The sequence below is a fragment of the Sphingobacterium sp. xlx-130 genome, from assembly GCF_011007405.1.
GTDB classification, from domain to species: Bacteria; Bacteroidota; Bacteroidia; order Sphingobacteriales; family Sphingobacteriaceae; genus Sphingobacterium; species Sphingobacterium luzhongxinii.
Genome location: NZ_WFKN01000005.1, coordinates 531,598 through 547,435, shown reverse-complemented (window position 1 = coordinate 547,435; position 15,838 = coordinate 531,598). Strand labels below are relative to the sequence as shown.

Here is a 15,838-nt window from a genome sequence, read left to right as displayed (position 1 = left end):
TATTTTATTGTTTTTACCCGTTTTTACCGTGACAGTTTTTATACTTTAAGCCAGATCCACAAGGACACTCATCATTTCGCCCTATAACTTGATCTTTCTTAATAGGTTGGGTAACCTGCCCCGATTTATTATCAATATCTTCTTCAGAAACACCTGTAGGAGAACTTAAATCTTCTTTTGTCGCTATAACCTTTGGCTGAACAACCGGCTTTGCTTCCTGTACCTGCTGTGGAGCCTGTCCCGGAATCTCACCTTTGAAAAGAAAACTTACAATCTCCTTGTTCATACTAGACAACATTCCTTTAAATAGGTTAAAGGCTTCCATTTTATAGATAATGATTGGATCCTTCTGCTCATAAACCGCATTTTGAACGGACTGTTTCAAATCATCCATCTCACGCAAATGTTCCTTCCAAGCTTCGTCTATCAAAGCTAGAACGACGCCTTTTTCAAAAGAACGGAATACTTCTTTACCTTCCGTCTCAATCGCCTTTTTAAGATTCGTCGCAACTTGTATGCCACGAATACCATCTGTGAAAGGGACAACGATATTTTCAATCATATCTCCTCGTTCAGCCATTACATTTGTTAGCACCGGTAAGGTCTGCGCAGCTATATGTTTTGCCTTTTGCTCATAATGACTTATGATCTGATCAAAAAGTTTGTCTGTTAATACTGGAATACTACTAGAAGTAAATTCTTCACTAGTCACTGCCGGATCAACAGCAAATAAACGAATCACCTCAATTTGGAACTCTTCATATGAACCTCCTTCTTTGGATTCTGTAACAACATCTTCTACCACATCATAGATAGCATTGTTCAAGTCAACATCCAAGCGTTCTCCAAATAAAGCATTCTTACGCTTCGTGTAAATTACGGTACGCTGTGAATTCATCACATCATCATACTCCAACAGACGCTTACGAATACCAAAGTTATTTTCCTCCACTTTACGTTGAGCACGCTCAATGGATTTGGTCAACATACTGTGTTGCATAACCTCGCCTTCTTCGACGCCCATCTTCACCATAATATTTGAAATTCGCTCTGATGCAAATAAACGCATTAATGGATCCTCCAATGAAACGAAAAACTGTGAAGAGCCAGGATCACCTTGACGTCCTGCACGACCTCTCAACTGTCTATCGACACGACGGGATTCGTGGCGTTCTGTACCGACAATAGCCAACCCACCAGCATTGATAACCTCTTCTGTCAGTTTAATATCCGTACCCCGACCAGCCATATTCGTAGCGATTGTTACTTGTCCTGGATGTCCTGCTTCGGCCACAATTTCTGCCTCTCGCTGGTGCAACTTAGCATTTAATACATTATGCTTAATTCCTCTAAGTTTTAACATCCGGCTCAATAACTCTGAAATTTCGACAGAAGTCGTACCAACAAGCACAGGTCTACCTTGTTCTGTTAAATTTTGTATTTCTTGAGCTACTGCATTATACTTTTCTCGCGCTGTACGATAGATAAAATCCTCTCTATCATGACGTTGAATCCCTCTATTTGTTGGGATTTCAACAACATCTAATTTATATATTTCCCAAAGCTCGCCAGCCTCTGTGGATGCTGTACCCGTCATACCAGACAATTTATGGTACATACGGAAATAATTTTGTAATGTTACCGTAGCATAGGTTTGAGTCGCATCCTCTACTTTTACATTTTCTTTCGCTTCTATCGCTTGATGCAAACCATCGGAATAACGACGACCATCCATTATACGACCAGTCTGCTCATCTACGATCTTGACCTTACCTTCATCCACGATATACTGATCATCGCGCTCAAATAGGGTATATGCCTTCAATAATTGATTTATAGAATGGATACGCTCTGCTTTTATCGAGTAATCGCGTAACAACTCTTCTTTGCGCGCAGCTTTTTCTTCCAGTGAAGCTGTTGATTTCTCAATATCTGCAATTTCAGAACCGACATCCGGAAGAATAAAGAAACTAGGGTCCTCACCAGAAGCGGTGATAAGCTCAATACCTTTTTCAGTAAGCTCCACCTGGTTATTCTTCTCATCGATAACAAAGAAAAGCTCTTTGTCTGCCTTAGGCATATGACGATTTTGCTCTTGCATATAGTAATTTTCCACCTTTTGCAAAATCTGACGATGATTCCCTTCACTTAAGAACTTGATTAACGCCTTATTTTTAGGTAAGCCCCTGAAAGAGCGGAATAAAGCCAGTCCTCCAGCTTCAGGATCTGTATCACCTGCAGCAATTGCTTTCTTTGCTTCGTTAAATACGGTATTAATATATGCTTTTTGTGCGTTTACTAAGCGCTCGATTCTCGGCTTCAACTGATAGAATTCGTGTTGATCGCCCATAGGGATAGGTCCAGAGATAATCAATGGCGTACGTGCATCATCAATTAACACAGAGTCGACCTCATCGATCATCGCAAAATGCAATTTGCGTTGTACCATGGCGTCTGGTGTTTGCGTCATATTGTCACGCAAATAATCAAAACCAAATTCGTTGTTAGTACCGTATACGATATCACACTTGTATGCATCGCGACGTTGTGGAGAGTTTGGTTGGTGTTTGTCAATACAATCTACGCTCAAGCCATGGAATTCGAAAAGCGGACCATTCCACTCCGAGTCACGCTTAGCTAGGTAATCATTGACGGTTACGATATGCACACCCTGACCTGATAAGGCATTTAAATAAGTCGGTAGCGTACCTACTAACGTCTTACCTTCACCCGTAGACATCTCTGCAATCTTACCTTGATGCAAAACAATACCACCGATCAACTGTACATCATAATGTACCATGTTCCATTTCACTTCATTTCCGGCAGCAATCCAAGAATTGCTCCATAAGGCCTTATCGCCCTGAATAGTAACATTTGCCTTACGAGCAGCCAGTTCTCTATCAAAATCTGAAGCAGTCACCTCCAGCACCGAGTTTTCGGTAAGACGGCGTGCTGTGTCTTTGACCACTGCAAATGCCTCTGGCAATATCTCTAATAATATTTCCTCTAGTTTTTTATCTCGGTCTTTTGTTAGCTTGTCAATCTTCTCATAAACTTCCGTTTTGGCAGACATGTCTGTATTGGTATCGTCGGACTTGTTCTTTAATTCGGCAATCTCTGCATCGATTTCCTTTAAATATTCCTGAATACGTGCTTTAAATTCAATTGTTTTGGCACGAAGCTCGTCATGTGATAGATTGGTTAGCTTGCTATATTCATCTTTAATCTTATTTACATAAGGTTGAATAGCTTTGATATCACGCTCGGACTTGCTACCAAATAGTTTACTTAAGAATTTTAACATAATTTTTTTTTATCTCTTTCCACATGCACAAAATTGAATCCAAACAAATAATTAGGACATTTTGGCACTAACCGGGCAAATTTACTTATTCGAAATGAGAACTTTCACTCTTATAATGTTTTTTTTTATAGTCCTATTACTTTATTATCGTCTTTCTGTCAAAAAGATGTTTTTATCCGTTTCAGGAATCAATTTTAGCACCTTAGCTTGTTCAAACATTTTTTCTATTGCAGCTCTTCCGGTGCGGCCTAAATCGGACGAATACATATTCACATACAGTTCGATGTGCTTATACATTACTGCTTCATCCATCTCCTGAGCATGACTACGAATATAGTCAATTCCAGATTTTGGATGTGCAAATGCGTACTCTACGCTTTCATGTATCAGACGATTTACTTTTTCCTTAATTTCTTTTGGCAGGCCTCTACGCACCACAATACCTCCCAACGGTATAGGGCTACCCGTTGTCTTTTCCCAAAAATCACCTAAGTCGACCACCTTATGTAGTCCCTTGTCCTGATAAGTAAATCTATTTTCGTGAATAATCAAACCTAAATCAACTTCATGCTCAGCTACAGCTCGCTCCACATCAGAAAAAACAACCTCTTTCCTATGCTGCAAATCAGGGAAAGCTAAACCCAATAGAAAGTTTGCGGTGGTATACTTTCCAGGAATCGCTACAGTCAAGTTTTTTAATCGTTCTGGCAATTCCCCACCGGCGTATTCTCTTAACTCTTCTGCCAACTCTCTATTGTGAGTAATTAACAAAGGCCCTACACCAAATCCCAACGCACTTCCTGCATCCAATAGTTCATAATCTTCAATGGCATAAGCAAAAGCATGGTAACTCAGTTTGGTAATGGCCAATTCGCCCTGAAAAGCCTTGTGATTTAAGGTCTCTACATCATGGTACTCCACCTCAAACTCCAAGTCTCCACTATCGATCTTGTGGTGAATTAATGCATCAAAAATATAGGTATCGTTTGGACAGGGGGAAAAACCTAAACTTAATTTCATGTACTAATATTCTTTTATATTTTCAATTTTGCAGTGACGACCAAAATAAGCATCGCTATAAACGTTACAAAAATAATCCCTTTAGCAAAAGTTTCCTTTCCTCCTCTATAGGTAAAACGGACCGTTATTAGATTAATCAATGCTGCAATCACATATATTGCTATTGGCTTATCTACAAAAAAACTTGTCTGTAGGCTTGTGTAATTTGAGAGTATATAAGCCAGCGCCGGCGCTGCAACACCGACTAATCCCCCCAACCAAAAAGAATCCTTCATGTTAATTTTTAAAATTAAAGCTCCAAGAGTTCAGCTCTTGAATAGCATGATGCGCTGTCATATCAAACTGGGTGGGCACGACAGATACATAACCATTCTTCAATGCAAAAACATCTGTATCCTCACCTCGATCGCTCCATTCAAACTGCCCCGTCAGCCAAAAATACTCTCTGTTATAAGGATCCAATCGGTGTTCAAACTCTTCAATCCAATGACCATTAGCCTGTCTACAAATCTTTATTCCTTTAATTTCTTTGTCAATATGAGGAAAATTAACATTAAGTAAAGTTCCTTTGGGCAAACCATTAGTTAACACCTGCTCAGCGATAGCCCCTATATAAGGTCTACAATGTGAAAAATCAGCTGTATGCGAAAAGTCATCCAGAGAAAAACCGATAGAAGGAATCGCTTCTATGGCGCCTTCCACCGCTGCAGACATCGTACCTGAATATAGGACATTGATTGAATAATTTAACCCATGATTGATCCCAGAAACACATAGATCCGGCTTATTGCCCTTAAAAATACGGTTTACCGCAAGCTTTACACAGTCTACTGGAGTACCTGAACATTTATACATTTCTACTCCTTCGTAAAGATCTATCTTATCAAGCCTTAGTGGCTTACCAATTGTTATTGCATGCCCCATACCAGACTGAGGGCCATCAGGGGCTACCACGATAACCCGACCGAGCTTTTTCATCTCCTCAAGCAGCACCTTTATTCCCGGAGCCGTTATCCCATCGTCATTTATTACAAGTATTGTTGGTTGCTTCTTTGTCATAGAGCTAAGGTAATAAATAATATAATCCCACACTACTATATATTGACTCCCTTTCATTTGCTGACACAGGAGAAACTATTTTCAACCTCTTTACGCAAACGATCCCGTGAATTTACTAACCCCAGATTGCTGTTTACAAACTATCTTGGCTATATTTAAGCTTCGTACGATTTCAAACAATATAAATAATCATGTCAATAACATTTGAATCCAGGTATGCAATTGGACCCAACGAAACCAAATCATTGGATACAAACGGGCTCCGTCAAAACTTTTTAATCGATAAACTATTCTTTGAAGACAAGATTCATTTTGTCTATAGCCATTATGACCGATACATGGCCGGAGGAGCCTTTCCTATAAGTCATAAAATCAAACTTGACACCATAGAACCGTTATTGAAAGAGCCCTATTTTCTTGCACGTAGAGAGTTGGGCATTATCAATGTCGGGGGAGCTGGCGTTGTCGAAGTAGACGGACAGACCTACAATCTAGACACCAAAGAAGCCCTATACATTGGAAAGGGCGCTAAAGAGGTCTACTTCAGTAGTAATAACAGTAATAGTCCGGCTAAATTTTATTTAAATTCTACGCCTGCGCATCAAAGCTTTCCGACCAAGCGCATCACCAAAGCTGAAGCAAACAAAATTGAGTTGGGAAGTATGGAAACGGCTAATCACCGCACGATTAACCAGATGCTACTACACACTGTAATACAAACCTGTCAGTTACAGATGGGAATGACTGAATTAAAATCCGGATCGGTATGGAACACGATGCCCTCCCATACACATGACCGTCGTATGGAAGTCTATTTCTACTTCGAAGTACCAGAAGGACAAGCCGTATCCCACTTTATGGGACCTATAGACGAAACGAGACACATCTGGATGCAAAATGAACAGGCTGTCATATCGCCTCCTTGGTCTATACACTCTGGTGCAGGCACAAGCAATTATACATTTATATGGGGAATGGCTGGAGAAAACATGGATTATGACGATATGGATAAAAGTCCAATAACAGATTTAAGGTAAAACCTCCAAGTAGTTAAATATGAAGGCTATTCTTTTTACACTGGCGATAGGCTGCCTAAGCTATTCTTTGGCCCAAGCACAAAAAGTTATCGAGATTACAAACACTTCCGACAAAGGCAGATTGGAAATCATCTCTATACCCTATAAGCAATTTAGTCGCCATTTTACGGTAGACAGTATTTTCAATGTGGTGGAAAAAAATTCGGAAACCGTGTATCCCTATCAACTCGAAAAACTAGGGGGCACAGAAATCAAAAATGTACTGATCCAAGTAGATATAACAGCCAAAGGCACGCTCCAACTGGTCATAAAAAAAGAAAATCCCACTTTTATTCAACCTAAAACCTATGCCCGATACGTTCCAGAGCGCTTCGATGATTTCGCTTGGGAAAATGATGTCGTTGCGTTTAGATTGTATGGCAAAGCCCTGGAAGGTAGGGGAGATGACGCGCAAGGTATGGATTATTGGTCCAAAAGAACCAAAGACCTAATCATCGATAAATGGTACAAAAGTGAAGACTATCATAAGGATCATGGAGATGGTTTAGACTACTATTCTGTCGGACAAACACTTGGAGCAGGAGATATGGCTCTTTTTTTCGGAGATCAGGTCCATTACACGAAACATTATAGGAAGTTTCAGATATTGGACAATGGCCCCTTACGTACGACATTTAAACTTAGTTTTGAAACAGAGGATTTCGATGGTCAACATATTTCTCTTTCTAAAACGATAAGTCTAGATGCTGGCAAGAACTTCAACAAGATCACTATAGATCTTACGAACAATGCTGCTAAAAACACACCTATCGTACTGGGATTAGCAAAACGTAATGAAACTAATCCTAAATACGAATTCGATCAGGAAAATAATACGTTAGCCTACTGGGAACCTGAAATCAAAAACTTCGGACAAACAGGAACGGCTCTTATCATCCCAAAGAGAAAAGTCACATTTTTACCAAATGAAAACAAGCAATTTCTCTTGAAAACAATTGTAAAAAACCATACCCCGCTTACCTATTACAATGGGGCCGCCTGGAACAAGGCTGGAAAAATAAGCTCTTTTGCGGATTGGGAAGATTTTGTTGAAGATTACTCGGAATCACTTCAGATCCCTCTTAAAGTTAAATTGAAATAATATAATACTATGTCTATTCTAACATCTTTTGACCTATCTGGAAAAGTAGCTTTAGTCACCGGCTGTAAACGGGGAATTGGAAAAGCACTCGCAGAAGCATTAGCAGAAGCCGGTGCCGACATTATTGGCGTATCCGCCAGCTTAGAATTAAGCAATTCTGCCGTAGAAAAATCTATAAAATCCTTAGGTCGTAAATTCTATGCCTACCAATGCGATTTTTCCGACCGAAAAAGCTTATATAACTTTATTGAGCTTGTCAAAAAAGAACACCCTGTAATTGACATCCTGTTCAATAATGCTGGGAATATTTTACGCAAACCTGCGGCCGAGCATCCGGATGAATATTGGGATCAAATTATAGAAATCAATCAGAACGCACAATTTATATTAACGCGGGAAATAGGAAAAGAAATGATTGCTCGAGGTTCCGGAAAAATTGTATTTACAGCCTCGTTACTCACTTTTCAAGGTGGTATTAATGTTCCTGGATATGCAGCATCCAAGGGTGCTATCGGGTCTCTAACCAAAGCTTTTGCAAACGAATGGGCTTCTAAAGGAGTCAATGTAAACGCCATCGCTCCAGGATATATTGCCACAGACAATACTGAAGCTTTGCGAGAGGATGCCGACCGTTCGGCGTCGATCCTTAGTCGTATTCCTGCAGGAAGATGGGGTGAGGTAGATGATTTTAAAGGACCTGCTGTATTCTTAGCTTCTGCTGCTTCCGACTATGTACACGGCACCATTTTAACCGTAGACGGGGGCTGGATGGGTAGATAGTGATTAAAGGTATAATCCTTTTTTATCAATAAATTCTAACACGCGATCAGGGACGAGAAATTTTATATCTTTTTTATCCTTGATCGCCCCTCTAATAAAAGTAGACGACAGCTCCATGTGTGGTGTATCTGTCAATGTGACAGAGGGGTGTTTACGCCATTCACCGGCGTCATATCCGGGTCTTGGATATACTAAAATGCGGTAGTCTCTTAATAATACATCCGCATTTTTCCACTTGTGCAACCCAATAAGGTTATCTTCCCCCATAATGAGCATGAACTCCTTATGGGGAAATCTTTCTGTCAAATAAGTTAAGGTATCAATCGTATAGGAAGGTTGCGGAAGACTGAATTCGATATCAGACGCACGCAGTTTGTCTGCGCCCTCTATAGCCAGATTGACCATTTCAAGGCGGTCATACATATTTCCTAGACTTTTTTTGTCCTTAAACGGGTTCTGGGGAGAAATAACAAACCATACCTCATCAAGGTCCGTATATTGAGTCATATAATTAGCAATAATTAAATGACCTACATGGATCGGATTAAAAGAACCAAAAAAAAGTCCAACCTTTCTTTTCTCCATTACTTATTTAGAAAATCCAACACAAGCTTTTCTGCCTCTTTGCACGCTGTATCCAGATCAAAGTTGTTTAAGATCACATCAAACTTATTTGCATAGCTCAATTCCAACTCGGCTTTAGCAAATCGCTCCTTCAACTTTTCCTCAGAATCAGTACCTCGCCCGGATAAACGGTCTTTAAGAACCTCAAGTGATGGCGGATTTACAAAAATTGCCAAAGCTTCTTCTGGAAATTTAGATTTCAACCGCAGACCACCCACTACATCGATGTCAAAAATAACACTTTTACCCGCAGACCATATGCGATCCAGCTCCGAACGCAATGTCCCATAGTAGGTACCCGAATACACTTCTTCGAATTCGATAAACTCTTGCTTTGCTACTTTATGCAAAAAATCATCTTTTGAAATAAAGTAGTAATCTTTTCCGTTCTCTTCCGTTCCACGAGGATCTCTTGTACTTGCAGATATGGAAAACTCAAGTTTATCACTGTATTTACTTAACAGATATCTTACTATGGTAGTTTTACCTGCACCCGATGGGGCAGAAAATATTATTAACTTTTTACGCATCGGATTAGAGGACATTTAATAATTGTTCTTTAATTTTTTCTAACTCTTCTTTCATTCGAACAACGATTTGCTGTATACCAGCATTATTAGCCTTACTACCCAACGTATTAATCTCCCGCCCCATCTCTTGAGAAATAAATCCTAACTTCTTACCATTAGAATCCACTGCATTCAGTGCTTCTAAGAAATAACCACAATGGCTTCTTAAACGAACTTTCTCTTCCGTGATATCCAGCTTATCGATATAAAAAATCAGCTCTTGCTCAAAGCGATTTTTATCTATATTCTCCTTCCCAACAACTTCATCCATATATTGACTAATCCGCTCCCTAATAAGGGGTATCCTATTTCCTTCTACCGATTCAACCTCTGCCAGATAGTCTAGTATCAACTGTACTCTTTTCTCCAAATCAGCCTTTAAAACCTTTCCTTCATCTACCCTGAATACATTGAATTTTTCTATCGCTTGATAAAATGCATCTAACAACACTTTTCCTTCTTCCTCATCTACTTCATCCTCATTATTCGTAACGACTTCGGGCATAGTCAATGCAAGACTAAATAAATTCGGTTGAGCTTCCCCTAACTGCAATGCAATATCCTTAAGTTGGTCATAATATTTCTTTAAAAGCTCTCCATTGATAGAAGAGGCCTTTGCAGTCTGATCTGTATATTCCGATGAAATCAAAATATTCACCTTACCTCTTTCAATAAGTTTACCACACTCTCCACGAAGCGTTAGTTCTTTATCCGAAACGGCTTTAGGCAAACGTATACCTAACTCTAAAAATTTGGAATTTAAGGACTTTATTTCTACGGTATATTTAACCTTCGCATTCTCACGCGAGCCAACACCGTATCCTGTCATTGATTTTATCATATGCAAAGGTAGGAAAACTAACGTTTATTTCTAATACCCATTTACCAATCGTGTTTTGCTATTATAACACATAAATAGGTTTTATACGTCGAGCCTGTCGGTGCATGAACAAAACCGATACCTATATCCATAAGCGAACCATTCCATTCATCCATTCCCAATACATGTTTACGATGCATAAATCCAGGAGATTCCTTACCTACAATAAATGCTCTGATGCCATCTGTTGCCGTAGCGTGATTGGCAGCTATAGACTCAAAGTTATTTGCAGACTTCTTTTTTATCCAATCGGGATTTAAGCTATAGCCGGCCTTAGCGATGTAATAATTAGGGCCTAAACCTTCGGGTGTCACATGATCAAAATAATTTCGCTGAGCCATATCATATGCTCTAAATTCAGCCGCCTTAGCCAAAGTTTCGTTCCACACCAATTTAGTTTTCTTGACTTTTCCAACCGGGGATATACCCAATTGCTTCGCATACTTCTCTGGATGCATCCGAATTTCGTTCAATAGGAGATAAGCTTCTTTAGCTTGTTGTTTATCTGTAGTAATAGTCCTATTCTGCGCTATTGATGAGGTAGAGATTAAAAGTAAAAATAATATAATACGCATCCTGTTATTGTTTTTATTATTGACTCTTTTTTCACTTCAATGTTTAATATAGGGTACATAAAACTATACTATTGTGCCAGTACAGATTGTAGACTGTACTTCATTCAAAGCTAATTAAGTCCATAAATCAATCGCTTATTATTCGGACTTCATTCGCTCCAGTCCGAATGAAGTCCGAATAAAGTCCCTGTTATCTCCGAATGAAATTCGTTTAACTTATAGATCAGATATAAACTTGTACTGAACAAAAAAAGAGGCTATCCATTATGGATGCCTCTTCCTATTTGTTAATTGCGGCTTCTTATGCTGCTTTATTTCTATTTAATTTTTCTTTCACCACTTCAAATACTATCGGAAGTACAGAAAGGAAAATAATAATCAAAACGACTTTTGAGAAATTGTCTCGAATAATTGGAATATTACCAAGGAAATAACCTGCTAATGTGATACCAACGACCCAAAGTATCGCTCCAACAACATTATAAGTGATAAATGTACTGTACTTCATTCTACCGATGCCTCCTACAAAAGGAGCTAAAGTCCTCACAATAGGTACAAAACGAGCTATTACAATAGTTTTGCTACCATACTTCTCGTAAAATGAATGTGTTTTTGTAATATGCTCATCTGTAACCATTTGCTTACCAAAAAGCTTAAACTTAGTGATACGCATTCCAAAATTCTTTCCAATAGAATAATTTAAAGAGTCCCCTGTAATAGCAGCTATAAGCAAGAGAACAATCATAATCCCAATATTAAGATCATTAGGTTGTGCAGCCAGCATACCTGCAGCAAAAAGCAATGAATCGCCTGGCAAGAACGGCATTACTACGACTCCCGTTTCGACAAATATGATTAGGAACAATATCAAATAAGTCCACGTTTGATAATTGTTTACAATTTCTACTAGATGGTCATCTATATGAAGAATGAAATCTATCAGTGAATATATTAATTCCAAAGGAGCTTAGATTAATTAAAACTATTCAACATTACTGGCATCACTAACATCAAGATATCTTCGTTATCTTGCTTAATAGCTGGCAGTAATAAGCCTGCGCGATTCGGTGTGCTCATTTCTAGTACAACCTCCTCACAATTCAAATTATTCAACATCTCTACTAAAAATTTAGCATTAAATCCGATCTCCATATCCTCTCCTTCAAACTGACAGTTCAAACGCTCATGAGCCTCATTCGAGAAGTCAAGATCTTCTGCCGAAATATGTAACTCACTCCCGTTAATCTTCAAGCGTACCTGATGTGTCGTTTTATTCGCAAAAATAACGACACGACGCAAGGTGTTCAAAAACAACGCACGATCTACTGTAAGTTTATTGGGATTAACCTGAGGAATTACAGCATCATAATCTGGATAACGTTCATCGACCAATCTACAAATCAAGTGGATACTTCCAAATTGAAAAAAAGCATTTGTCGTATTGTACTCAATGGATACCGATGTTTCATCGGATGGTACAGAAGACTTCAACAATGTTAATGCCTTTTTCGGTAAAATAATAGATGTTGGCTTTTCAGCACCGACATCCGTACGACGATATCTTACCAATCGATGTGCATCTGTCGCCACAAAAGTAATATTTTGCTCGCCCAATTGAACTAATACACCCGACATTGCTGGCCGCAACTCGTCGCTACTTACGGCAAATATCGTTTTGTTGATCGCTTCTGAGAGTATAGATGCTGAAAGTTTTACTGTCGAAACATTATCTACTACTGGGATTTTAGGAAAATCGTCCGCATTCTCTCCACTAAGTTTATACTTTCCGTCACCAGCACTGATTTCAATAGCCAAGGTCTTTGTATCCACGGAAAAAGCAACCGGTTGATCAGGAAGAGTCTTTAGTGTATCAATCAAAATTTTTGATGGCATTGCTACGCGTCCCTCTTCTTTAGCTTCAATCGATAAAGAAGTCACCATACTTGTCTGTAAATCCGTCGCAGAAATTGTTAACGTATTATCCTTTATTTCAAAAAGAAAATTCTCCAAAATAGGAAGAACAGTACTGCTACTGGATGCCCCGCTTATGGATTGCAATTGTTTCAATAATACGGATGTGGATACTATAAATCTCATGTCTAGCTTCGATATTTTTTTATATGCAATAATACTGAAAAGATTTAAATTTTTACAATCAAACTCATTCTTAATGTTCTCCTACAGCATGAATATAGCTGTACTTTTTCTACTTGGTATTCGTGAATACAGTGCATTTTATCTAAGTTTGTATAGACTAATAATATGCAGTTTAAGGAAATAGTAGGACATAAGAGTATTAAAAGCCATTTAATCAACTCGGTAAAAAACAACCGAGTCAGTCATGCGCAGCTTTTTTTAGGTCCTGAAGGATCTGGAAGTCTTGCATTGGCTTTAGCCTATGCACAGTATATCAATTGTGAAAATAAAAATGAAGATGACAGCTGTGGTCTTTGTTCGTCTTGCAGGAAATATGAAAAATTAATTCATCCTGATTTACACTTTTCGTACCCGTTCTTTGCAAAAGGCAAAGAAGAAACAGCGACAACTTATATGGATGAATGGCGCAAGGCTTTTCTTACCAATCCCTATTTAGGTTTAAGCTTTTGGAGAGAACAACTCGATTCAGGAAATAAGCAGGCAAATATCAACATCGCTGAGGCTCATGATATTATTAAAAAATTAAGTCTGAAGTCCTTTGAATCTGAATATAAAGTCTTAATCATGTGGCTACCCGAATATCTGGATACACAAGGCAACGCTTTATTAAAATTAATTGAAGAACCTCCAGCAAAGACGTTGTTTCTATTAGTTGCTGAAAATCAAGATAAAATAATTAATACCATTATTTCGCGAACCCAATTAATCAAAATAAACAAACTTCATCACGATGAAATGAAAAATTATTTGATTGAAGATCGGGGAATAGATACCAATAAGGCAAAAGAAATAGCTTTCATCGCTGATGGAAATGTTCAAGAAGCATTAAATTTGATTCATCAACATGGTGAAAACGAAACTTTTTCTATCCTGGTACAATGGCTTCGCTTTATTGTAACAGACAATGGAAAGGAAATAATTAGCCTGACCGAGGACAAACTTTCAAAATTAGGTAGAGAAAATCAAAAAAGTTTCTTACTTTATGCCATTAATATGATGAGGCAAATCATATTAATGCAACAGGGATTGAGAAATCTAGTCTTCTTACAAGAAGAAGAGTTTACTTTTGTAGAGAAATTTAGTGGATTATTCCAATTTGAACAACTAGAAGAGGCCATCAATATCCTAGAAAAATCACATTATGGAATTGAGCGTAACGGCAATGCGAAAATATTATTTTTAGACTTATCTTTGCAATTAGTTTTATTGTTCAAATATCAAACGTTCCCTAGAGGGACTCAATATATATAGAAAGAAATATGGGATGTGGCAGTTGCTCATCCGGGGGCTGTGGTACTGGAAGCAAATTAGGTACAGTACCGGCAGGATGCAATAACAATGGTTCTTGCATGACCAGCGGATGTAATAAATTAGATGTATATGACTGGCTATCCGACATGGATTTGCCTTCAAATTATAAACCTTTTGATATCGTTGAAGTTCGATTCAAGGGATCGCGTAAGGACTACTATGTAAACTCGGATAATATATACCTAGAAATGGGTGAAATGATTGCCGTGGAACCATCGACAGGCGGGTATGATATCGGTCATGTCTCTCTTACAGGAGAGCTTGTAAGACTTCAGTTGAAGAAAAACAATATTTCTCCAGATTCTGTTGTTAAAAAGATATACCGTAAAGCCAATGAGGCAGACGTTAACAAATTTAATGTAGCAAAAGAACTTGAATGGGAGACCATGCACCGGGCAAGGAAACTAGCCCTTGATCTTGGTTTATCCATGAAGATCTCTGATGTAGATTATCAAGGCGATAAAACTAAAGCTACTTTTTATTATACCGCAGAGGGACGTGTAGATTTTCGCGAGCTGATAAAACGTATGGCAGAATCTTTCCGGATCAGAATAGAAATGCGACAGATCGGCATGCGTCAGGAAGCAAGTCGTCTAGGAGGCATAGGGTCTTGTGGTAGAGAGCTTTGCTGTTCCACATGGCTTACCGATTTTAAGACAGTATCTACTTCCGCTGCCAGATACCAAAACCTATCGTTGAATACCTTAAAATTAGCTGGTCAATGTGGCAAACTAAAATGTTGTTTGAATTTTGAGCTTGACAGTTATATGGATGCTCTTAAAGATATTCCGAATGATGTCGATCGCATAGAAACAACTAGCGGAATGGCATATCTCCAAAAAACAGATATATTTAAGAAAACTATGTGGTTTTCTTATCCCGGTGCAGAAAATTGGATACCGCTATCAATAAGTAAGGTTAAAGAACTTGCAGATATGAATAAAGGTGGTATCAAGCCCGATGCGCTAGATTATACACCACAAACTGTTGAAACAAAAAAGCCAGTCATCCTAGACTACGAAAATGTTGTTGGGCAAGATAGTCTTACACGTCTAGATGATAAAAACAAAAGACGGAAAAAAAGAAAAAACAAGCCTAAACAGGCCACAAGTCAAAAGAGTGAAACAAATGGGCCTCCTAATGAATCGCCTGCGGCAAAGCATGATGGTACTCTAGCTCAAAAGAAAGAAAACAATGTCAATTCTGGTTCTAGACCAAATAGACAACCTTCTCAAAATAGAAATCCAGGTCAGGCAAAATCAAAGGAGATGACTGAAGGAGGAGACAAGCCTGAACAAAAAAAGAAGAAAAGATTTAATAATCGGAATAGAAATAAGAATAACGATAAACCCAATAATAGTGGCGAGTAATTTCTCGT

General features: G+C 38.5%; 15 protein-coding genes. 5 read left to right on the top strand and 10 right to left on the bottom strand.

The features are described 5' to 3' along the window. Positions 1-13: 13 nt before the first annotated feature. The 4 genes from secA to surE all read right to left on the bottom strand — a co-directional run bounded on the left by secA (position 14) and on the right by surE (position 5,386). Positions 14-3,307, bottom strand: coding sequence for a preprotein translocase subunit SecA (gene secA, locus G7B18_RS11255; protein WP_164110047.1), 3,294 nt, complete (start codon positions 3,305-3,307; stop codon positions 14-16). 144 nt (positions 3,308-3,451) lie between these two features. Next, positions 3,452-4,327 carry a 1,4-dihydroxy-6-naphthoate synthase gene (locus G7B18_RS11250; protein ID WP_164110045.1) on the bottom strand — a complete coding sequence of 292 codons (876 nt, stop codon included), beginning with the start codon at positions 4,325-4,327 and terminating at the stop codon, positions 3,452-3,454. A gap of 14 nt (positions 4,328-4,341) precedes the next feature. Beyond that, entirely contained in the window at positions 4,342-4,602 is a 261-nt protein-coding gene (locus tag G7B18_RS11245) for a hypothetical protein (protein ID WP_164110043.1), read from the bottom strand. A gap of 1 nt (position 4,603) precedes the next feature. Next, positions 4,604-5,386, bottom strand: coding sequence for a 5'/3'-nucleotidase SurE (gene surE, locus G7B18_RS11240; RefSeq protein ID WP_164110041.1), 783 nt, complete (start codon positions 5,384-5,386; stop codon positions 4,604-4,606). Positions 5,387-5,577: 191 nt separating this feature from the next. Between surE and kduI the strand changes: the two genes are divergently transcribed. The 3 genes from kduI to G7B18_RS11225 are packed head-to-tail and all read left to right on the top strand — an operon-like array spanning position 5,578 to position 8,344. Continuing rightward, positions 5,578-6,423 (top strand): 5-dehydro-4-deoxy-D-glucuronate isomerase, encoded by an 846-nt coding sequence (gene kduI / locus G7B18_RS11235; protein WP_164110038.1) that lies wholly within the window; start codon positions 5,578-5,580, stop codon positions 6,421-6,423. A gap of 19 nt (positions 6,424-6,442) precedes the next feature. After that, positions 6,443-7,564, top strand: a complete 1,122-nt coding sequence (locus tag G7B18_RS11230) for a DUF4861 family protein (protein ID WP_164110036.1) — start codon at positions 6,443-6,445, stop codon at positions 7,562-7,564. A 15-nt stretch (positions 7,565-7,579) separates the two neighbouring features. After that, on the top strand, positions 7,580-8,344 hold the full coding sequence (locus G7B18_RS11225) for an SDR family NAD(P)-dependent oxidoreductase (RefSeq protein WP_205600194.1): 765 nt from the start codon (positions 7,580-7,582) through the stop codon (positions 8,342-8,344). Positions 8,345-8,347: 3 nt separating this feature from the next. On the opposite strand, the gene nadD is transcribed toward G7B18_RS11225, so the two are convergent. The 6 genes from nadD to dnaN form a co-directional block, all read right to left on the bottom strand. After that, positions 8,348-8,929 (bottom strand): nicotinate (nicotinamide) nucleotide adenylyltransferase, encoded by a 582-nt coding sequence (gene nadD / locus G7B18_RS11220; RefSeq protein WP_164110033.1) that lies wholly within the window; start codon positions 8,927-8,929, stop codon positions 8,348-8,350. Continuing rightward, entirely contained in the window at positions 8,929-9,498 is a 570-nt protein-coding gene (gmk, locus tag G7B18_RS11215) for a guanylate kinase (protein ID WP_164110031.1), read from the bottom strand. The genes nadD and gmk overlap by 1 nt, the downstream gene beginning before the upstream one ends. A 4-nt stretch (positions 9,499-9,502) precedes the next feature. Further along, positions 9,503-10,378: a YicC/YloC family endoribonuclease gene (locus G7B18_RS11210; RefSeq protein WP_164110029.1), complete on the bottom strand. Its 876-nt coding sequence runs from the start codon at positions 10,376-10,378 to the stop codon at positions 9,503-9,505. 41 nt (positions 10,379-10,419) lie between these two features. Beyond that, complete coding sequence (locus G7B18_RS11205) at positions 10,420-10,992, bottom strand: CAP domain-containing protein (RefSeq protein ID WP_164110027.1); 573 nt, start codon at positions 10,990-10,992, stop codon at positions 10,420-10,422. A gap of 301 nt (positions 10,993-11,293) precedes the next feature. Continuing rightward, a complete protein-coding gene (locus G7B18_RS11200) occupies positions 11,294-11,953 on the bottom strand; it encodes a DedA family protein (protein WP_164110025.1) in 660 nt (219 codons plus the stop codon). An 11-nt stretch (positions 11,954-11,964) separates the two neighbouring features. Next, positions 11,965-13,089 (bottom strand): DNA polymerase III subunit beta, encoded by a 1,125-nt coding sequence (gene dnaN / locus G7B18_RS11195; RefSeq protein WP_164110023.1) that lies wholly within the window; start codon positions 13,087-13,089, stop codon positions 11,965-11,967. A gap of 165 nt (positions 13,090-13,254) precedes the next feature. Between dnaN and G7B18_RS11190 the strand changes: the two genes are divergently transcribed. Together G7B18_RS11190 and G7B18_RS11185 are read left to right on the top strand one after the other, a co-directional pair. Further along, positions 13,255-14,400, top strand: coding sequence for an ATP-binding protein (locus tag G7B18_RS11190; protein ID WP_164110021.1), 1,146 nt, complete (start codon positions 13,255-13,257; stop codon positions 14,398-14,400). 8 nt (positions 14,401-14,408) lie between these two features. Further along, the gene (locus G7B18_RS11185; protein ID WP_205601705.1) at positions 14,409-15,830 is read left to right on the top strand and encodes a stage 0 sporulation family protein; all 1,422 of its coding nucleotides are present in this window, start codon (positions 14,409-14,411) and stop codon (positions 15,828-15,830) included. The last annotated feature ends 8 nt before the right edge of the window (positions 15,831-15,838 follow it).